Origin of the sequence: Enterobacter sp. ENT02, assembly GCF_019219165.1 — a bacterium.
GTDB lineage: Bacteria > Pseudomonadota > Gammaproteobacteria > Enterobacterales > Enterobacteriaceae > Enterobacter > Enterobacter mori.
In genome coordinates, this window is sequence record NZ_JAHUWD010000001.1 from 994,776 (window position 1) to 1,016,279 (window position 21,504).

General features: G+C 55.1%; 14 protein-coding genes. 6 read left to right on the top strand and 8 right to left on the bottom strand.

From position 1 onward, the window contains the following. Positions 1-20: 20 nt before the first annotated feature. The 4 genes from alkB to KW829_RS04560 form a co-directional block, all read right to left on the bottom strand. A complete protein-coding gene (alkB, locus tag KW829_RS04545) occupies positions 21-671 on the bottom strand; it encodes a DNA oxidative demethylase AlkB (protein ID WP_218307692.1) in 651 nt (216 codons plus the stop codon). After that, positions 671-1,729 (bottom strand): bifunctional DNA-binding transcriptional regulator/O6-methylguanine-DNA methyltransferase Ada, encoded by a 1,059-nt coding sequence (ada, locus tag KW829_RS04550; RefSeq protein WP_218307809.1) that lies wholly within the window; start codon positions 1,727-1,729, stop codon positions 671-673. Before ada ends, alkB begins: the two co-directional genes overlap by 1 nt. A gap of 72 nt (positions 1,730-1,801) precedes the next feature. Then, on the bottom strand, positions 1,802-2,857 hold the full coding sequence (gene apbE / locus KW829_RS04555; RefSeq protein ID WP_218307693.1) for an FAD:protein FMN transferase ApbE: 1,056 nt from the start codon (positions 2,855-2,857) through the stop codon (positions 1,802-1,804). Positions 2,858-2,961: 104 nt separating this feature from the next. Further along, entirely contained in the window at positions 2,962-4,053 is a 1,092-nt protein-coding gene (locus KW829_RS04560) for a porin OmpC (protein WP_218307694.1), read from the bottom strand. A 742-nt stretch (positions 4,054-4,795) separates the two neighbouring features. Here KW829_RS04560 and rcsD point away from each other — a divergent pair. Further along, positions 4,796-7,468, top strand: coding sequence for a phosphotransferase RcsD (gene rcsD, locus KW829_RS04565; protein ID WP_218307695.1), 2,673 nt, complete (start codon positions 4,796-4,798; stop codon positions 7,466-7,468). A 16-nt stretch (positions 7,469-7,484) separates the two neighbouring features. After that, positions 7,485-8,135 (top strand): response regulator transcription factor RcsB, encoded by a 651-nt coding sequence (gene rcsB / locus KW829_RS04570; RefSeq protein ID WP_003859405.1) that lies wholly within the window; start codon positions 7,485-7,487, stop codon positions 8,133-8,135. Positions 8,136-8,225: 90 nt separating this feature from the next. On the opposite strand, the gene rcsC is transcribed toward rcsB, so the two are convergent. Together rcsC and gyrA are read right to left on the bottom strand one after the other, a co-directional pair. Further along, a complete protein-coding gene (gene rcsC, locus KW829_RS04575; RefSeq protein WP_108416623.1) occupies positions 8,226-11,072 on the bottom strand; it encodes a two-component system sensor histidine kinase RcsC in 2,847 nt (948 codons plus the stop codon). Between the two features lie 135 nt (positions 11,073-11,207). Further along, complete coding sequence (gyrA, locus tag KW829_RS04580) at positions 11,208-13,844, bottom strand: DNA topoisomerase (ATP-hydrolyzing) subunit A (protein WP_089597934.1); 2,637 nt, start codon at positions 13,842-13,844, stop codon at positions 11,208-11,210. A 146-nt stretch (positions 13,845-13,990) separates the two neighbouring features. Between gyrA and ubiG the strand changes: the two genes are divergently transcribed. From ubiG to yfaE, 4 genes are all read left to right on the top strand, one after another. After that, the gene (gene ubiG, locus KW829_RS04585) at positions 13,991-14,719 is read left to right on the top strand and encodes a bifunctional 2-polyprenyl-6-hydroxyphenol methylase/3-demethylubiquinol 3-O-methyltransferase UbiG (RefSeq protein ID WP_023336386.1); all 729 of its coding nucleotides are present in this window, start codon (positions 13,991-13,993) and stop codon (positions 14,717-14,719) included. A gap of 347 nt (positions 14,720-15,066) precedes the next feature. Further along, positions 15,067-17,352 (top strand): class 1a ribonucleoside-diphosphate reductase subunit alpha, encoded by a 2,286-nt coding sequence (gene nrdA / locus KW829_RS04590; protein ID WP_023312513.1) that lies wholly within the window; start codon positions 15,067-15,069, stop codon positions 17,350-17,352. 105 nt (positions 17,353-17,457) lie between these two features. After that, positions 17,458-18,588, top strand: a complete 1,131-nt coding sequence (gene nrdB, locus KW829_RS04595) for a class Ia ribonucleoside-diphosphate reductase subunit beta (RefSeq protein ID WP_010433416.1) — start codon at positions 17,458-17,460, stop codon at positions 18,586-18,588. Then, complete coding sequence (yfaE, locus tag KW829_RS04600; protein WP_218307696.1) at positions 18,588-18,842, top strand: class I ribonucleotide reductase maintenance protein YfaE; 255 nt, start codon at positions 18,588-18,590, stop codon at positions 18,840-18,842. The genes nrdB and yfaE overlap by 1 nt, the downstream gene beginning before the upstream one ends. A 102-nt stretch (positions 18,843-18,944) precedes the next feature. Here yfaE and glpQ read toward each other — a convergent pair whose 3' ends face one another. Together glpQ and glpT are read right to left on the bottom strand one after the other, a co-directional pair. After that, positions 18,945-19,997 (bottom strand): glycerophosphodiester phosphodiesterase, encoded by a 1,053-nt coding sequence (gene glpQ, locus KW829_RS04605; RefSeq protein WP_218307697.1) that lies wholly within the window; start codon positions 19,995-19,997, stop codon positions 18,945-18,947. Between the two features lie 11 nt (positions 19,998-20,008). Then, on the bottom strand, positions 20,009-21,361 hold the full coding sequence (gene glpT / locus KW829_RS04610; RefSeq protein ID WP_089597932.1) for a glycerol-3-phosphate transporter: 1,353 nt from the start codon (positions 21,359-21,361) through the stop codon (positions 20,009-20,011). Between the last annotated feature and the right edge of the window lie 143 nt (positions 21,362-21,504).

A 21,504-nucleotide genomic window follows, 5' to 3' on the forward strand; every position in this document is an offset into this window, starting at 1 on the left:
ATCAAGAATAATTCTTATTTTTATTCGCCATAAGCCGCCTGACGGAACGTCAGGTTAAAGCGAAACGCCCCCGTTTGCGGGTGAACACCAGGTTTAAGCGGTTGAATGCCGTGATAAAAGAGCCTCGACTCGCCGCCCCAGACCACCACATCACCGTGCTCCAGCATCAGACGCTTAAGCGGATCGTTACGACGTAATCCACCAAACTGAAAGACAGCGGGCAGACCCAGAGAGACCGAAACGATTGGCGCGCGCAGATCCGGCTCATCCTTATCCTGATGCAGCGACAGTTTTGCCCCGACGGCATAGCGGTTGATCAGACAGGCATCCGGCTGAAAATCGGCATACCCGGCGGCAACCGCAGCCTCGTGGCAGAGTCGCTGAAACGCATCCGGCATCAGCGGCCACGGCTTGCCGGTGGTGGGATCATTGGGCGCATACAGATAGCCGCGTTCGTTGGTCGCCCAGCCGAGTTGACCGCAGTTGGTCATCGCCACCGACATGGTATACCCGCCCGGCGTCACCATATGGCGAAATGGCGAGACGGCCGCCACCTCATCAATGCCAGTCAGTAACGCCGCTGCGCGGGAAAGCGCAAAGCGGCGCAGGATCACCGCCCCCGGCGCGAGCGGCTCCTGCCAGGGCTCTGCATCGGCAAAAAGATCGAGCATTATTCCTCCCGGTGACTCGCCTCACGTTTAAGCAATATCGCTTTTCGTGCCGTCCCCCAACGATAACCCGAAAGCGTCCCGTCGTTTCGCACTACGCGATGGCAGGGAATGACGATCGCCAGTTTGTTTGCGGCGCAGGCACCTGCCACGGCGCGTACGGCATTGGGTTTACCCATCGCCTTTGCCACCTGTTGGTAGCTTGCTGTTTCACCACAGGGAATGTTGCGAAGGGCCTGCCAGACCTGCTGCTGAAAAGCCGTTCCGCGGATATCCAGCGGAAGCGCCAGCGGCACCGAGCGGCTGTCAATACTGCTCATCACCTGCTGGATGCGCTGCGCGAACGGACCTTCAAGCACTTCTCGCTCCGCGCGGGGAAACAGCGTCAACAGTTCCCCTTCTAAAGTCGCATCGTCGTCACCCAGCAGGATTGCGCAGATCCCGCGCTCGCTTTCGCCAACCAGACAACGCCCCAGGGAACAGTCGCTGATGGCGTAACGAACCGCGACATCCCCGCTGCGGTACTGCTTCGCCGTCATCCCCAACGCCTCATCGGCTTTCCGGTAATAACTGCTGCTGTCGGGAAACCCTGCCGCCAGTACAGCGTCGGTAATTTTATCCCCCTGCGCCAGCGCGCTGCGCAGACGGTGTTCCCGCGCGGCCTGCTGCCAGGCTTTAGGTGTCATGCCGGTCACGGATTTAAACAGACGGTGGAAATGGAAAGGACTGCTGGCGACCTTCTGCGCCAACGCCTCCAGCGTTAACGCCGGATCCTGCTCCAGCAGGCGGCAGGCCTGTTCAACTTTCGCCAGCGTCTGCTGATGTGGGTTGAGCTTGTCCGGCATACAGCGTTTGCAGGGGCGAAAGCCGTCCTGAACAGCGTGCTGAGCATCAGGATAGAAGCGGACATTTTTACGCAGCGCATGGCGGGCACGACAGGACGGACGGCAATAAATCCCCGTCGTCTGAACCGCAAAGACAAACTGATTATCGGCGCGAGGATCGCGGCCAAGCACGGCTTGCCAGCGATCTTCATCGGTAGTAAAGGTTACGTTTTTCATCATCAGCTCCTCTTACAAGCATAATCCTACCTTGCCCGAGTGCCACCGAACAAAAACCCGCAACCTTGCTTTTTAATTTTTTTCGCTCACCAGGAAGCCTGTAAACTGCGGCGAGCACCAGGTTTTGAACCCGTCGCCCTCTTTGGTGATCATATAGACCGCGAGCTGTTCCTGCCGCGCCACCTCTTTGGCCTTTTCCGGGCCGAGTACCATCAGGCCGGTATCCCAGGCATCCGCTTCCAGTGCCGTCGGCGCGATCACCGTAACGGAAACAAGATTATGGGTAATCGGACGGCCGGTCTGCGGATCGATGACATGCGAAATGCGTTTGCCGTCGAGCTCATAATAGTTGCGATAGCTTCCCGAGGTGCTGATCCCGTGGCCGTTGATATCCACAATAGCCTGCACCGCGTTTTGCCGATCGGTGGGTTTTTGAATGGCCACCCGCCACGGTTTGCCACTGGCGTTCATCCCCCGGCTGACGAGCGCACCGCCCACCGAGACCAGATAGCGGGAAATGCCTTCACGCTCCATCAGCGCCGCAAGATGATCTGCCGCATACCCCTCGCCTACCGTTGAGAGATCGACAAAGAGATCGGGAATGTCTTTTTGCAGATATTGTTGACCGTACTGGTTAATGACCGTCAGGTGTTGCAGCCCGGTGCGCGCGCGGGCGTCATCAATCGCCGCCTGGTCAGGCGTGGTCACCGGCTGCTTGTTGGGGCCAAATCCCCACAGATTCACCAGCGGCCCGACGGTCACGTCCATCGCGCCGTTGGTTTTATACCCCACGCGCATTGACTCCGTCACAATATCGGCCATGGCTTCACTCACCGGCCACAGAGAGGTGCTGGTTGAGAGGTTAAAACGCATGAGCGCGGAGTCGTTTTTATAGGTTGAAAGCAGCTGGTCGTCAGCGTCGAGCTGGGACTGAATTTTGCCGCGAAGTTCGTCAGCCCGCGCCGTGTCGAGATGCATGACGCTCACGCGCCAGAAGGTGCCCATCGTTTTCCCTTCCAGCACCGTCGCCGCTGGCGCGTCAGTTTGTGCTGAGGGTGCAGGCGCGTCACACGCTGTCAGGAAAAAAAGCGTAGCCAGAACGCTGGCGCGTAAAAAAGTCATATCCATTCATTATTATCCTCATGCCAGGGCGGCAAGAGTACACCAAAATGGTCTCGTTGTAAGACCCAAAAAAAGGGGCCAGAAGGCCCCTTAGTCACGCAATGAAGCGATTAGAACTGGTAAACCAGACCCAGCGCGACGACATCGTCAGTGCTGATGCCAGCGTTACGAGTGAAGTCGTTCTCGTCCAGCAGGTTGATTTTGTAATCAACATAGGTGGACATGTTTTTGTTGAAGTAGTAGGTCGCGCCCACGTCAACGTATTTCAGGATATCCTGGTCGCCGTAGCCGTTTTCCAGATCCTTACCTTTAGACTGCAGGTAAGCCACGGATGGACGCAGACCGAAGTCGAACTGGTACTGTGCAACCACTTCGAAGTTCTGTGCTTTGTTAGCCCAGCCCAGATCGCCCGCGCGGGTCGCGTTGTAGGTCTGGGTGTACTGTGCAGCCAGGTAGAGGTTGTTCGCGTCGTATTTCAGACCACCGGTGTAGGTGTCAGCACGATCGCCGGTACCGAAATCCATGTCGTTCTGGGAGCTGGTACGTTTAGAACTGGTGAGAGCAGTACCGATACCGAAGCCTTCGCCCAGATCGTAAGTGATAGAACCACCGTAGCCATCACCGTTCTGACGGAGTGCAGAACGACCGTTGTTGGTCTGATCTTCACCGCTTACGCTACCGTTTTTACCCTGATACTGCAGCGCGAAGTTCAGGCCATCAACCAGACCGAAGAAGTCCTGGTTACGGTAGGTCGCGAAGCCATTACCACGCTGCTGCATGAAGTTGTCAGAACCGTAGGTGTCGCCGCCGAATTCTGGCAGTACGTCAGTCCAGGAGGTGACATCGTAAACAACACCGTAGTTACGACCGTAATCGAAAGAACCCGCGTCAGCAAATTTCAGACCCGCGAACGCCACACGCGTCCAGGAGTTGTTTTCGTTTTCGCCGGAGTTACCCTGAATCTGGTATTCCCACTGGCCGTAACCGGTCAGCTGGTCATTAACCTGCGTTTCGCCCTTGAAGCCAAGACGCATGTAGGTCTGGTCGCCGTCAACGCTGTCGTCATCAGAGAAATAGTGCAGACCATCAACTTTACCGTACAGATCTAATTTGTTGCCGTCTTTGTTATAAATTTCAGCCGCATTTGCTGCGCCTGCTACCAGCAGTGCTGGTACCAGGAGGGACAGTACTTTAACTTTCATTTTATTAACCCTCTGTTATATGCCTTATTATTACCACTGCTTACTGATTAACCCTCTTAACCAGTCGGCAACTTCATTCTCCTCAAAAATACAGAATAATCCAACGGGAATATGATACGAAAACTTTTAAGATGTTTCATTTATCTATCAAGATGTTTCAATTTGTAAATATCAAGGAACTTTTACAAAGCACGCAGGGGTCAAAAATATAGCACCAATAATCAAAATGAAAAAAAAGAAGCTTAAAATCATACTATTACATAAAAACCCATGACAGCACTGAATGATAAAACAAAACAAGCCAATATCACTAAAATAACTCTCGCTATCATCATTAACTTTATTTATTACCGTCATTCAGTTTTGAATGTCTGTTTATCCCTAATTGAACCGAATGCCGAGCGTTCGGTTTTTTTTTACCTTTCTTTACGCAATTATATTTTTCTTGTGCTACCGCCCCGAAATCGTAACGACTATTAACTAAATCGCCCCCTGCCCCTCCGCGGACCCGCATCATTTCTACAAAACTCAATTTCTTGTTTATTCGTGCTATTCCTGAAGAGATGTTGACTTATATTTATACATCCCGCTGTCATTTGTACATATTTTACGCACCGAGCGCTGTGGACATTCTCAGTGGAAAAAGTCCGTCATTCTCAGACCATGACGCTGGAAATTCAGGTTTTACCCTTTATACTGCCGTATCCCCTTAAAGCACGGCCATCACGGGTTAAAGATATCAATGAGTCAGACTGAAACTACCGCCCTGAGCAAATTCTCCCTCCTTCCGGGGAGCATCACCCGTTTCTTTCTACTATTGATCGTTGTGCTGTTGGTCACGATGGGGGTCATGGTTCAAAGTGCGGTCAATGCCTGGCTGAAGGACAAGAGTTACCAGATCGTTGATATCACTCATGCGGTCCACAAACGGATCGACACATGGCGCTATGCGACCTGGCAGATCTACGACAACATTGCCGCCGCGCCCGCAACCACCACCGGGGAAGGATTACAGGAGACACGCCTTAAGCAGGATGTGTATTACCTGGAAAAACCTCAGCGTAAGACAGAAGCCCTGATTTTCGGTTCGCATGACAGCGCGACGCTTGAGATGACGCAGCGCATTTCAACCTATCTTGATACTCTCTGGGGCGCAGAGACCGTGCCCTGGTCGATGTACTATCTGAACGGTCAGGACAACAGCATGATCCTGATCTCTACCCTGCCGCTCAAAGACCTCTCATCCGGATTTAAAGAGACGACGGTAGGCAGCATTGTGGATTCACGCCGCGCAGAAATGTTGCAGCAAGCCAACGCCCTGGATGAGCGCGAGAGTTTCTCCTCATTGCGCCGTCTGGCCTGGCAAAATGGGCATTACTTTACGCTGCGCACGACGTTTAACCAGCCGGGACATCTCGCAACCGTGGTGGCGTTCGATCTGCCGATCAATGACCTGATCCCGCCGGACATGCCGCTGGACAGCTTCCGCCTGGAGCCTGACAACAGCACGCAAAACCTGCGCAACCCGCCGGATAAAGAAGGGACAGAGAGTGTCTCTATTTCATTTAACGGCTCAAAAATAGAAATTGCGTCATCGTTAAATTCAACCGGCATGCGTCTGGTGTGGCAGGTGCCGTTTGGCACCTTGCTGCTTGATACATTGCAAAACATCCTGCTGCCGCTGCTGCTGAACATCGGTTTGCTGGCACTGGCGCTGTTTGGCTATAGCACGTTCCGCTTCCAGCCGGGACGTCAGAGTGACGCCTCTGCCGTATCTGCGGGCACCAGTAATGAACTTCGCGTATTGCGCGCCCTGAATGAAGAGATTATTTCGGTGCTGCCGCTCGGGGTGCTTGTTCACGATCAGGAAGCCAACCGCACGGTGATGAGCAACAAGATTGCCGATCACCTTCTGCCCCACCTCAACCTGCAGAACATCACGACGATGGCGGATCAGCACCAGGGGGTAATTCAGGCAACCATTAATAACGAGCTGTATGAGATCCGTCAGTTCAGCAGCCAGGTTGCATCCCGTACGCAAATCTTTGTTATTCGCGATCAGGACCGTGAAGTGCTGGTCAACAAAAAGCTCAAGCAGGCGCAGCGGCTTTACGAGAAAAACCAGCATGGCCGCACGGCGTTTATGCAAAATATTGGTGATGCGTTCAAACAACCGTTAAAAACGCTGGCTGCTCAGGCTGCGGGTCTGAATACGCCAGAAGGCCAGCAGTTGACGAGCCAGGCCGAGTCGCTGGTGCGTATGGTCGACGAAATCCAGCTTGCAAACATGCTGGAAAATGACATCTGGAAAGGCACTCCAACGCTCTTTTCTATCCAGGATCTGATCGATGAAGTGGTTCCGGAGGTGCTCCCGGTCATTAAGCGCAAAGGGCTGCAGCTGCTGATCAACAACCACCTCCCGGCGAATGACGAGCGCCATGGCGATCGCGAAGCGCTGCGTCGGATCCTGCTGATGCTGATCCAGTATTCGGTCACCACCACCCAGATCGGGAAGATTACTCTCGAAGTCAGCACTGACGAATCGACGGAGGATCGCCTGACGTTCCGTATTCTGGACACGGGTGAAGGCGTCACCGTAAGTGAAATTGATAATCTGCACTTCCCGTTCCTGAACGATACCCAGAGTGACCACTACGGCAAAGCGAACGCCCTCACCTTCTGGCTGTGCGATCAGCTGGCACGTAAACTGGGCGGTCACCTGAATATTAAGGCGCGTGAATCCCTCGGCACACGCTACTCGCTGCATGTCAAAATGGCGGCGAATCCACAGGAAGAAGATGAAGAACGTCTGCTGGATGATGTGGTGGTGATGGTCGATGTGACCTCAAACGAGATCCGCAATATCGTGGTTCGCCAGTTAGAAAACTGGGGTGCGGCCTGCATCACGCCGGACGAAAGGCTTGCGAGTCAAGAATTTGATCTATTTTTAACTGATAATCCGTCTAATCTTACTGCCACAGGCTTGCTTTTAAGCGATGATGAGTCAGGCGTGCGAAAAATCGGCCCAGGCCAGCTGCGCGTCAACTTTAATATAAGCAATGCGATGCAGGAAGCTGTACTACAACTTATAGAAGAGCAACTGGCGCAGGAAGAGATAGCGGAATCACCGTTAGGCGGCAATGAAAATGCCGAGCTCCACGCCAGCGGATACTATTCACTCTTTGTTGATACAGTACCAGATGATGTTAAGCGGTTGTATACTGAGTCCGCTGCGAATGATTTTGCAGCGCTGGCACAGACAGCACACCGGCTTAAAGGGGTGTTTGCCATGCTTAATCTGGTTCCCGGCAAGCAGTTATGTGAAACGCTGGAACATCTAATTCGTGAGAAAGATGCCTCTGGCATTGAAAAATACATCAGCGACATTGACACCTATGTCAAGAGCTTGCTGTAGCAAGGTAGCCTTATACATGAACAATATGAACGTAATTATTGCCGATGACCATCCGATTGTACTGTTCGGTATTCGCAAATCACTTGAACAGATCGAGTGGGTGAATGTAGTCGGTGAATTTGAAGACTCTACAGCACTGATCAATAACCTTCCTAAACTTGATGCACACGTGCTCATTACCGACCTGTCCATGCCTGGAGACAAATACGGTGATGGGATCACGCTCATCAAATACATTAAACGTCACTTCCCGGACATCTCGATCATCGTTCTGACCATGAACAACAACCCGGCGATCCTGAGCGCAGTGTTGGATCTGGATATCGAAGGGATTGTGCTGAAGCAAGGTGCACCAACCGACCTGCCAAAAGCGCTGGCAGCGCTGCAGAAAGGCAAGAAATTCACGCCTGAAAGCGTCTCCCGCCTGCTGGAGAAAATCAGCGCGGGTGGCTATGGCGACAAGCGCCTGTCTCCAAAAGAGAGCGAAGTTCTGCGTCTCTTCGCAGAAGGTTTCCTGGTAACCGAGATTGCCAAGAAGCTGAACCGCAGTATTAAAACCATCAGCAGCCAGAAGAAATCAGCAATGATGAAGCTGGGTGTGGACAATGATATTGCGCTGCTCAACTATCTCTCCTCCGTGACGCTGAGCGCAACGGATAAGGATTGATCCCGGGCAGGTGTGCGGCCTGATGCCCTCACCCCGCCCCTCTCCCACAGGGAGAGGGTGAAAAACGTAAAAGGCCCTCGCGGGCCTTTTTTATATTCTGGTTTTTCTCACGCGATCCGCATAGACGGACAACGTCTGCTTCAATACGTCCAGCGTCACCGGCTTCGACAGGCAGCTGTCCATGCCAGACTCCAGGCAGCGCTGCTTCTCTTCCGCCAGGGCGTTAGCCGTCACGCCAACGACCGGCAGCGTCAGGCCAAGCTGGCGAATACGCTGCGTCAGACGGTAGCCGTCCATGTTTGGCATATTCACGTCGCTCAGCACGATATCAATATGGTTTTTACTCAGCACGTTCAGCGCATCAACGCCGTCGTTGGCGGTTTTACACTGATATCCGAGCGAGCCAAGCTGGTCGGCCAGCAGGCGGCGGTTGATCGGATGGTCGTCCACCACCAGAATCATCATGTCGTCATTCACCGACGCCAGCGCATCCGGTGACGGCAGTGCCGTTGCGCCATCGCTGTCTTCAAGCTGTACGCTGTAAATGCGCGCCAGTAGCCCTAACAGCTCATGCGGGGTTGCCACGCTGTGCACCCATTCCCCCGGCGCGCGCTCCAGCGGAATACCAATGTGGCGACGGCAGAACATGATCACCCCTCTTCCCGGCCACGCCTGTTCCGGCATGTCGTCAGCGATCAGCATATCGTCCACGTCCGGAGTCTGCCCTTCATATCGGCATACCCGTACGCCACTGTGGTTAAGCAGCGCCGTCAGATAATCATTGAGCGAAGCGTTATGCACCGCCAGCCAGCAGCGCTTGTCGCTCAGCCCATCGACCGTCGTTTTAGCCGGATACTGCGCCGAGTAGAGCGGAATACGGATGGTGAACTGGCTTCCCATGCCCGGCTCGGTGTCAACCGAGATATCCCCGTCCATCATGCTGATGAGCTTTTCACAAATCGCCAGCCCCAGCCCGGTCCCCTGGAAGTTGCGCTGCACGCCCGTCCCGACCTGGAAGAACGGGTCGAACAGACGGACCACCTCCTTCGCCGGGATGCCCACGCCCGTATCACGCACGCGGATAGTCAGATAGTCCCCTACGCGGCACACGTGCAGCACAATACAGCCGATATCGGTAAATTTGATAGCGTTGCTCAGCAGGTTGGATATGACCTGCTGCAGGCGCATCGGATCGCCGTGCAGCGTCAGCGGCACGTCCGGTTCGATAAAGCAGTACAGTCCCAGCTGTTTACGCACCACCAGCGGCAGATAGTTGGCGCTAATATGGTTCATGACCTCGCGCGGGGAAAACTCGCGCGGCTCGATTTTCAGCTGCTCTGACTCAATTTTTGAGAAATCGAGAATATCGCTGATGATTTTCAGCAGCAGGCTCGAAGAGTTGTTCATCGCCGTGACCAGGCGATCAACCCCTTTCGGCAGCTCTTTCGTCTGCAGCAGATCGAGGTTACCGATGATCCCGTAAAGCGGCGTGCGCAGCTCGTGGCTGACGGTAGCAAGGAACATCGATTTCGACTGGCTGGCCTGCTCGGCCGCCTGCGCCATCTCCTGAAGCGACTCTTCCATTTTCACGCGCGCGGAGACATCCACCAGCACGCAAATGGCCACGTTTTCATTGCGATAGCGCGAATGCACGAAGCTGATTTGCAGGTTGGTGTGGGTGCTGGTCAGCACGTCCACAAAGTTAACCTGCTGCCCGCAGATAATCTGCGTCAGCCGCTGCCTGTCCTCATGCGTCAGCATGTTCAGGTAGTTATGCGCCAGCTCGTTACTGAGGATATTGGTGCCGTCCTGGGTGCGCAGGATACAGATCCCCACCGGCGCAGAGGCGACAATCTTACGGTTAAACTGCTCATGTTCTTCGAGACGCTGGGCGTCTGCCTCTGCCGGAATAAATATCCGGCGCTCATACATGCGCGCCAGCATAAACAGTGCCACGCCCACCGCGATATTCAGCAAAATGGCGTTGAGGATCAGGATGCGAATGCGTTCAAGCACCATATCCACCGGCACCGAATAGACAATGCTGAGCGACGAAGGCGGCAGACTTTTCTTCAACACCAGCTCGCGGAAACCGGAGGTGTAGCCAAACCACGACCGCTCCTGCATCCAGTGTGGATCAACGTTCAAACGGTTATCCGGCCCGGCGAGGGAGATCAGGGAATGACCGTTTTCATCGAGAATGGTCACCCCCATCGGCAGGCTGCCCGGCGTGAAGAAATTTTCCATGCGGATGGTTTGTTCAATGCCCAGCAGCGCCTGCAGGCGGTTGCCCAGATACACCGGCGTCAGGGCATAGAAGTAGCCCACGCCCGTGCGCGGGCCCTGGCTAATCCAGAAGATGTTATTCCCGCGCTCGTCCTGCGGCGCATTGCGGTATTTCACAATACGCTCATGCAGGCTTTTCAGCGCGTCATCACGCTCTACGGGCATGTCGCGCAGGCCAAAATCGGCCATGCAGAGATTTTCGCTGCCAATAAGATAGACGCGGTTCAGGTCATAGGCCGCGGAGAAGTTGTCACGCCAGTAGCGCATAAACCACGCCAGCGATTCCAGCGAGCCGCGCCAGGTGCTGCCCATTGCGGAGCAGTCAGAGTCCGGGAACAGGGGCTCAAAGTCGGGCACTTCGGTTTTATCATTGCGCCCACGAATGGCAAGAATACCGTTTTCCGCCGTCAGGCGATTCTCGGCAATGTACTTCAGCTCCTTCATGACGTCAGAGGTGCGCTGAATGTAGCGCTGGGCCTGATCGGAGCTGAGATTAAACTCCTGGCGGATCTCCGCTTCTTTCTGGTGTAGCGCATTAACGATGAAAAACACCGAGAACAGAGCCACCAGCAACCAAAGCAGTAGCGCCAGCGCCCGGAACAGATAGCGAGAGACTTTCAGCGTGGTACGAAAGGAGACGAGGTATTTCAAAGGGGCGAGGCTCCGCCATCGGGGTCAAAAAGAATGTGGTTAAGGTAGCGGTAAACGCGGCTTGTCGCAACGTTCACTTGTCTGCTTGTGCAAAAGAAAAGGGCCGGAAACCGGCCCTTTTTGCGTCAGGAGACATTACTCGTCAGCGTCATCCGCTGCATCTTCGTCGGTGTCCGCTTCCGGCGCGATTTCATCATCGCCTTCCGCTACCGTACCATCGATGGAGTCGAGTTCTTCGTCATCCACAGGCTCAGCAACGCGCTGCAGACCCACCACGTTTTCATCTTCCGCTGTACGGATGAGGATCACGCCCTGGGTGTTACGACCCACCACGCTGATCTCAGATACGCGAGTACGCACCAGCGTACCGGCATCGGTGATCATCATGATCTGGTCGGCGTCGTCCACCTGCACCGCGCCGACAACGGAACCGTTGCGCTCGGTCACTTTGATAGAGATAACGCCCTGCGTACCACGGGACTTAGTCGGATATTCGCTTTCCGCCGTACGTTTACCGTAGCCGTTCTGCGTGACGGTCAGGATAGCCCCTTCGCCGCGTGGAACGATCAGGGAAACAACGGAGTCTTCACCCGCCAGTTTGATCCCACGAACGCCTGTTGCCGTACGGCCCATTGCGCGGACCGCGTTCTCTTTGAAACGCACCACTTTACCGGCGGCGGAGAACAGCATCACTTCATCGGAACCGGAGGTCAGATCCACACCGATCAGTTCGTCGCCTTCGTTCAGGTTCACGGCGATAATACCGGCCGAACGCGGACGGCTGAATTCGGTCAGCGCGGTTTTCTTCACGGTACCGCTCGCAGTCGCCATAAAGACGTTCACGCCCTCTTCGTACTCGCGTACCGGCAGGATAGCGGTGATACGTTCATTCGCTTCCAGCGGCAGCAGGTTGACGATTGGACGGCCACGCGCGCCACGGCTTGCTTCCGGCAGCTGATAGACTTTCATCCAGTAGAGACGACCACGGCTTGAGAAGCAGAGGATCGTGTCATGGGTGTTCGCCACCAGCAGACGGTCAATAAAGTCTTCTTCTTTAATACGTGCCGCAGATTTCCCTTTACCGCCACGACGCTGTGCTTCGTAGTCGGTCAGCGGCTGATACTTCACATAGCCCTGGTGAGACAGGGTGACCACCACGTCTTCGCGGTTGATCAGATCTTCAATGTTGATATCAGAGCTGTTTGCGGTGATTTCAGTGCGTCGCGCATCGCCGAACTGATCGCGGACCAGCTCCAGCTCTTCGCGGATCACTTCCATCAGGCGGTCTGCGCTACCCAGGATATGCAGCAGCTCAGCAATCTGTTCCAGCAGCTCTTTGTATTCGTCGAGCAGTTTTTCATGCTCAAGGCCGGTCAGTTTCTGCAAGCGCAGATCCAGAATCGCCTGTGCCTGCTGCTCGGTCAGATAGTACTGACCGTCGCGCACGCCGAATTCAGGCTCCAGCCACTCAGGACGTGCCGCGTCGTCGCCAGCGCGTTCGAGCATCGCAGAAACGTTACCCAGCGCCCAAGGACGGGCCACTAATGCCGCTTTCGCTTCCGCCGGCGTCGGCGCACGGCGAATCAGCTCAATGATCGGGTCAATGTTTGCCAGGGCAACGGCCAGCGCTTCAAGGATGTGGGCACGGTCGCGCGCTTTACGCAGCTCGAAGATTGTACGGCGGGTCACCACTTCACGGCGGTGACGCACGAACGCGCTCAGGATCTCTTTCAGGTTCATGATCTTCGGCTGACCATGGTGCAGTGCAACCATGTTGATACCGAAGGAAACCTGGAGCTGAGTCTGGGAGTACAGGTTGTTCAGCACAACCTCACCCACCGCGTCACGTTTGATCTCAATCACGATACGCATACCGTCTTTGTCAGACTCGTCACGCAGCGCGCTGATACCTTCAACACGTTTTTCTTTTACCAGCTCGGCGATTTTTTCAATCAGACGCGCTTTGTTCACCTGATACGGGATCTCGTGAACAATAATGGTTTCACGACCCGTTTTGGCGTCCGCTTCCACTTCGGCGCGGGCACGGATGTAAATCTTGCCACGACCGGTGCGGTAGGCTTCTTCAATACCACGACGACCGTTGATGATCGCCGCCGTCGGGAAGTCCGGGCCCGGGATGTGTTCCATCAGCCCTTCAATGCTGATCTCTTCATCGTCGATATAGGCCAGGCAGCCGTTGATCACCTCGGTGATGTTGTGTGGCGGAATGTTGGTTGCCATACCGACCGCGATACCGGACGAACCGTTCACTAACAGGTTCGGGATCTTGGTTGGCATAACATCAGGAATGCGCTCGGTGCCGTCGTAGTTATCGACGAAATCAACGGTCTCTTTTTCCAGGTCGGCCATCAGCTCGTGGGCGATTTTCGACATACGGATTTCCGTATAACGCATCGCCGCTGCGGAGTCGCCGTCAACAGAACCAAAGTTACCCTGACCATCTACCAGCATGTAGCGCAAGGAGAATGGCTGCGCCATACGGACGATGGTGTCATAAACGGCGGTATCACCATGCGGGTGATATTTACCGATGACGTCACCCACGACGCGGGCAGATTTTTTATAGGCTTTATTCCAGTCATTGCCCAATACGTTCATGGCGTATAGTACGCGACGGTGTACCGGCTTAAGGCCATCGCGGACGTCCGGCAGCGCACGGCCAACAATGACCGACATCGCATAGTCCAGATAGGAGCTCTTCAGCTCTTCCTCGATGTTAACCGGTGTAATTTCTCTCGCAAGGTCGCTCATCTAACCGCTATCCCTCTACTGTATCCCGGATTCAAAGGTCGCAAATTATAACACAGCCGCGGTGATTGAGGTAAACCAATAAGCTTTATTCACCCGCGCGGGCTGATATACTCCTTTGTCTTGCTAAATAAGGAGTAAAAGCGCCCATGAATGCCGAAAAATCCCCGGTGGCTCACAACGTTGACCACGAAGAGATTGCCAAATTTGAAGCGGTGGCGTCCCGCTGGTGGGATCTCGAAGGTGAGTTCAAACCTCTGCATCGCATTAACCCGCTGCGTCTGGGCTATATCGCGGAGCGTTCCGGCGGTCTGTTCGGTAAGAAAGTGCTCGACGTCGGCTGCGGCGGCGGCATCCTGGCTGAAAGCATGGCGCGCGAAGGGGCCACCGTTACCGGCCTGGATATGGGCTTTGAACCGCTGCAGGTTGCCCGCCTTCACGCGCTGGAGTCCGGCATTCAGGTGGAATACGTGCAGGAAACCGTGGAAGAGCACGCGGCAAAACATGCTCATCAGTACGATGTGGTGACCTGCATGGAGATGCTGGAGCACGTTCCCGATCCGCAGTCCGTGGTGCACGCCTGTGCAAAACTGGTGAAACCGGGTGGACAGGTCTTCTTCTCGACCATCAACCGTAACGGTAAAGCCTGGCTGATGGCCGTTGTTGGCGCAGAATATGTGCTGCGCATGGTGCCGAAAGGCACGCACGACGTGAAGAAATTCATCAAGCCTGCGGAGTTGTTAAGCTGGGTTGACCAGACGTGGCTCAAAGAGCAGCACATCACCGGCCTGCACTACAATCCGCTGACCGATAAATTCAAGCTCGCACCGGGCGTAGATGTTAACTATATGTTGCATACCACCGCCAAAAACGACTAACGTCATTCGTTATTCTTATAAAGATTGCGCGACATCATGTTGCGCAATTCTGACCTCCCGTTGAAGAAATCAGCACTCGATCAAATTTTGAATTTTTTTTCTTAATTATTGACATGTCTTCCAGGCCTTACGGTACGAGGACTTAGCCTTTTTTACCCTTTCACAACCTCAATTTAACGTCAAAATCAACCCTTGTGCTGAAAAGATTCGATACTAGAATACTCACCATATAGCGTTTTTCTTATCGCAAACCCCCTATATGTAGTATTTATCCACAGAGTTAGTCACAAGACGGATCTGTGGATAAGCGGGGGATATTTTTTATTTCACGGACAGGTAAACCCCACATGAATCAGAGTCTGCTGGTGACAAAGCGCGACGGTACCACCGAGCGTATCAATCTGGACAAAATCCATCGAGTTCTCGACTGGGCAGCAGAAGGACTGAACAACGTATCTATCTCCCAGGTTGAACTGCGTTCCCACATCCAGTTCTACGACGGCATCAAAACGTCTGATATCCATGAAACCATCATCAAGGCAGCGGCGGATCTGATCTCCCGTGAAGCACCGGATTATCAGTACCTCGCTGCACGTCTGGCGATTTTCCACCTGCGTAAAAAAGCCTACGGCCAGTTTGAGCCGCCTAAGCTGTACGATCACGTGGTGAAAATGGTCGAGCTGGGCAAATACGACACGCATCTGCTGGAAGACTATACGGAAGAAGAGTTCGAGCAGATGAACGGGTTTATCGATCACTGGCGCGACATGAACTTCTCCTATGCGGCGGTGAAGCAGCTCGAAGGCAAATACCTGGTTCAGAACCGCGTAACCGGTGAGATCTACGAAAGCGCCCAGTTCCTCTATATTCTGGTGGCTGCCTGCCTGTTCTCTAACTACCCACGCGACACCCGTCTGGAATACGTGAAGCGTTTCTACGATGCGGTATCGACGTTCAAGATTTCTCTGCCGACGCCAATCATGTCTGGCGTGCGTACCCCAACCCGTCAGTTCAGCTCCTGCGTACTGATTGAGTGTGGTGACAGCCTGGATTCCATCAACGCCACCTCCAGCGCCATCGTGAAATACGTTTCCCAGCGCGCCGGTATCGGTATCAACGCCGGTCGCATCCGTGCGCTGGGCAGCCCGATTCGCGGCGGTGAAGCGTTCCACACTGGCTGTATTCCGTTCTATAAGCACTTCCAGACGGCAGTGAAATCCTGCTCTCAAGGCGGCGTGCGCGGCGGTGCAGCGACCCTGTTCTACCCAATGTGGCACCTGGAAGTGGAAAGCCTGCTTGTTCTGAAAAACAACCGCGGCGTGGAAGGCAACCGCGTGCGTCACATGGACTACGGCGTGCAGATCAACAAGCTGATGTACACCCGGCTGCTGAAGGGCGAAGACATCACCCTGTTCAGCCCGTCCGACGTCCCGGGCCTGTATGACGCGTTCTTCGCCGATCAGGACGAGTTCGAGCGTCTGTACACCAAATACGAAAAAGACGACAGCATCCGCAAACAGCGCGTGAAGGCGGTAGACCTGTTCTCCCTGATGATGCAGGAACGTGCCTCTACCGGTCGTATCTACATCCAGAACGTGGACCACTGCAACACCCACAGCCCGTTTGACCCGGTTGTTGCACCAGTGCGCCAGTCGAACCTGTGCCTGGAGATCGCCCTGCCGACCAAACCGCTGGAAGACGTGAACGACGAAAACGGTGAAATCGCGCTGTGTACGCTGTCCGCGTTCAACCTGGGTGCGATTAAGAGCCTGGACGAGCTGGAAGAGCTGGCCGTGCTGGCCGTACGTGCCCTCGACGCCCTGCTGGATTACCAGGATTACCCAATCCCGGCCGCTAAACGCGGTGCAATGGGCCGTCGTACTCTGGGTATCGGCGTGATCAACTTCGCCTACTGGCTGGCGAAAAACGGCAAGCGTTACTCTGACGGCAGCGCCAACAACCTGACGCACCAGACGTTTGAAGCCATTCAGTACTACCTGATGAAAGCCTCTAACGAGTTGGCGAAAGAGCAAGGCGCGTGCCCGTGGTTCAACGAAACCACCTACGCGAAAGGCATTCTGCCAATCGACACCTACAAGAAAGACCTGGACGCGATTGTCAGCGAGCCGCTGCACCTCGACTGGGAAGGCCTGCGCGAGTCCATCAAGACCCACGGCCTGCGTAACTCCACGCTCTCTGCCCTGATGCCGTCCGAGACCTCTTCGCAGATCTCCAACGCCACCAACGGTATTGAACCACCGCGCGGCCACGTCAGCATTAAAGCGTCGAAAGATGGCGTGCTGCGTCAGGTCGTACCGGATTACGAGACGCTGGGTAACAACTACGAGCTGCTGTGGGAAATGCCTAACAACGACGGCTACCTGCAACTGGTGGGTATCATGCAGAAGTTTATCGACCAGTCGATCTCTGCCAATACCAACTATGACCCGACGCGCTTCCCGTCCGGCAAGGTTCCGATGCAGCAGCTGCTGAAAGACCTGCTTACCGCGTATAAGTTTGGCGTGAAAACCCTGTACTATCACAACACCCGTGACGGTGCGGAAGACGCGCAGGACGACATGGTGCCGTCAATTCAGGACGATGGCTGCGAAAGCGGCGCATGTAAGATCTAATAAATCCCCTCACCCTAACCCTCTCCCACAGGGAGAGGGAACTCTTTCCCCCTCTCCCTGTGGGAGAGGGCCGGGGTGAGGGAAATAACACCACAGGACACATTCATGGCATATACCACCTTTTCACAGACGAAAAACGACCAGCTCAAAGAGCCGATGTTCTTCGGCCAGCCGGTCAACGTGGCACGCTACGATCAGCAAAAATATGACATCTTCGAAAAGCTGATTGAAAAGCAACTCTCCTTCTTCTGGCGCCCGGAAGAAGTGGACGTTTCCCGCGACCGTATCGATTTCCAGGCGTTGCCAGATCACGAAAAACATATCTTCCTCAGCAACCTGAAGTACCAGACGCTGCTGGACTCCATTCAGGGTCGTAGCCCGAACGTGGCGCTGCTGCCGCTGATCTCGATTCCTGAGCTGGAAACCTGGGTAGAAACTTGGGCGTTCTCCGAGACGATCCACTCCCGCTCTTACACCCACATCATCCGCAACATCGTGAACGATCCGGCGGTGGTGTTTGACGATATCGTCACCAACGAGCAGATCCAGAAGCGCGCGGAAGGCATTGCGCACTACTACGACGAGCTGATCGAGATGACCAGCTACTGGCATCTGCTGGGCGAAGGCACGCATAACGTGAACGGCAAAACCATTACCGTGAACTTGCGCGCGCTGAAAAAGCAGCTGTACCTGTGTCTGATGAGCGTTAACGCGCTGGAAGCGATCCGCTTCTACGTGAGCTTCGCCTGCTCCTTCGCCTTTGCCGAGCGCAAGCTGATGGAAGGCAACGCCAAAATCATCCGTCTGATCGCCCGTGACGAAGCCCTGCACCTGACCGGGACTCAGCACATGCTGAACCTGCTGCGCAGCGGCGCGGACGACCCGGAAATGGCTGCGATTGCCGAAGAGTGCAAGCAGGAATGCTACGATCTGTTCGTGCTGGCGGCCCAGCAGGAGAAAGAGTGGGCAGACTACCTGTTCCGCGACGGCTCCATGATTGGCCTGAACAAAGACATCCTGTGCCAGTACGTTGAGTACATCACCAACATCCGCATGCAGGCGGTCGGTCTCGACCTGCCGTTCCAGACGCGCTCTAACCCAATCCCGTGGATCAACACCTGGCTGGTGTCCGATAACGTGCAGGTGGCGCCGCAGGAAGTGGAAGTAAGTTCTTATCTGGTCGGTCAGATTGATTCTGAAGTCAACACTGACGACCTGAGCGACTTCCAGCTCTGATGACGCGCGTAACGCTGAGCCTTTCGGGCACAGAAGTGCTGTGCCGGGAAGAGCACCCTTCCCTGCTGGTGGCGCTAGAAGCGCATCAGGTGGAGGTAGAGTACCAGTGTCGTGAAGGCTATTGCGGCTCCTGCCGCTGCCGTCTGGTCGCAGGCCAGGTGGACTGGCTGACCGAACCGCTGGCCTTTATCAGTGAAGGAGAAATTTTGCCCTGCTGCTGCAGGGCAAGAGGCGATATTGAGATCGAGATGTGATTGCCCTGTTTCCCTCTCCCGGTGGGAGAGGGTTAGGGTGAGGGCATCAGGCCACAGAGCCTGATTGTCGGGTGGCGGCTTCGCCTTACCCGACCTACAAAACTATTTTAAGAACGTCACAGCTTTATCCGGGAAATCCGTAAACAGTCCGTCCACGCCCGCCTGGTTATACAGCACGTCGTAAAGCTGATTCACGTCCGTGGCATACTCCGGCAACTGGTCTGCACGCACCGTGTACGGATGCACCTGCATCTTGCTGGCATGCGCCTCTTTCACCATCGCCGTCAGCTTCACGTGGCCCGGCGTGGAGCCTTCCGCCACCAGCATGTGGTAATCCGGCCCGATGCCGTCGGCGTACTGCGCAATCTGCTTCATCGCGCCCGGCTTAAACATCCAGTCGTAGTTGTAGTTCACCCACTTCCCGTCCGGCTGCTTCTCCTGGGTTTCATTCCAGTCGGTATAGGCAATCAGCTGTACCAGATTGAGATCCATCCCCATCTTCGGCTCCAGCTCGGTTTTGATGCGCTTCAGCTCGGCGGCGTCAAAACACTGCAGGTAAACTTTGTCCTTCTTGCTGGTGTAGCCGTACTGTTTCAGCACCTCCAGCGTCTTCGCGGCAATGTCTTTCCCTTCCTGATGGTGGAACCACGGCGCTTTGATCTCCGGGTAGATACCGATGTTTTTACCGGTGGAGTGGTTCAGCCCCTGAACAAACTCAATCTCCTCCTGGAAGGTATGGATGCGGAAGTCGGACTTGCCCATCGGGAAACGTCCCGGATAGACCTGCACCTTCTTGCCGTTTTCAATCTCGAAGCCTTCGGTAAACTTCAGCGAGCGGATCTCCGCCAGCGTGAAGTCGATGGCGTAGTAGCGCCCATCTTTTCGCGCGCGGTCCGGGAAACGCTCCGCCACGTCCGTTACGCGGTCAAGATAATGGTCATGCAGGACAACCAGCTGGTCATCCTTGGTCATCACCAAATCCTGCTCAAGATAATCCGCGCCTTGCGCATAGGCCATCGCTTTCGCCGGGAGCGTATGCTCCGGCAGATAGCCGCTGGCACCGCGGTGGGCAATCACAATCTTATCAGCAGCCAGCGCGGAGCCGGTCATTAAACCAGCCAGCAGCAGGCCGGTTGCAAGTTGGGTTAATTTCATCGCATTGCTCCTTATTGACGACGCGCCAGCACTTCCGCGTGGTGACGTTTTTCACCGATCATGACGACAATCAGCAGCAGTACAGCCAGCACGCTACCGCCAATCATCACCATAAAACCGCCGTCCCAGCCGAAGAAGTCAACGGTGTAGCCCACAATGGCGCTCGCCGCGACCGAACCGCCGAGATAGCCGAACAGACCGGTAAAGCCCGCCGCCGTGCCTGCCGCTTTTTTCGGGGCCAGCTCCAGGGCATGCAGGCCAATCAGCATCACCGGACCGTAAATCAGGAAACCGATAACGATCATGCAGGCCATATCTACTGACGGGTTGCCCGGCGGGTTGAGCCAGTAAACGACGGTGGCAATGGTCACCAGGGTCATAAAGAACACGCCCGTCGCACCGCGGTTGCCCTTGAACACTTTGTCTGACATCCAGCCGCAAAGCAGCGTGCCCGGGATCCCAGCATATTCATACAGGAAATAGGCCCAGGAGGATTTATCCAGCGCGAAGTGCTTCACCTCTTTCAGGTAGGTTGGCGACCAGTCGAGGATGCCGTAGCGCAGCAGGTAAACGAACACGTTGGCAACCGCGATGTACCACAGCAGCTTATTGGGCAGCACGTACTTCATGAAGATCTGTTTTGCGGTCAGCTCTTCTTCGTGCTCCTTGCTGTAATCATCCGGATAGTCGTTTTTGTACTCTTCAATCGGCGGCAGGCCGCAGGACTGCGGCGTGTCGCGCATCAGCGCGAAAGCAATAATTGCCACCACGATGGCGCCAAAGGCGGGCATATACAGCGCGGCTTTCCAGTCGTTGAACCAGGCCATACCGAGCAGGAACAGCAGAGGCGGAAGCCCGCCGCCGACGTTATGGGCACAGTTCCACACCGACACGATGCCGCCGCGCTCTTTCTGCGACCACCAGTGCACCATGGTACGTCCGCACGGCGGCCACCCCATTCCCTGGAACCAGCCGCAGAGGAACAGCAGCACGAACATAATCGCAATACTGGACGTCGCCCACGGCACGAAGCCCATGAACAACATCACCGCAGCGGCCAGAATCAGGCCGGCAGGCAGGAACACGCGCGGATTCGAGCGATCCGACACCGAACCCATAATGAATTTGGAAAAACCGTAGGCGATGGAGATCCCCGACAGCGCGAACCCCAGGTCGCCGCGGGAGAAGCCCTGCTCCACCAGATACGGCATGGCGAGCGCAAAGTTTTTACGCACAAGGTAGTACGCCGCGTACCCGAAGAAGATCCCCAGGAAGATTTGCCAACGCAGACGGCGGTAAAGCGGATCAATTTCTGCCTCTGGCAGACGCGCACGATGCGGCGCGGGTTTGAAGATACTGAGCATGACAGCCTCCGTGGCCTTGAATTAAATGGGCAGGTGGCTCGCACCTGAATTCCAGTGGCGGGGATGTTAAGAAATCACGGTGATTGTTACTGTGAATCAACGCACAGATTGTTACAGAAATATGACAGAATGCGCAAAAAAGC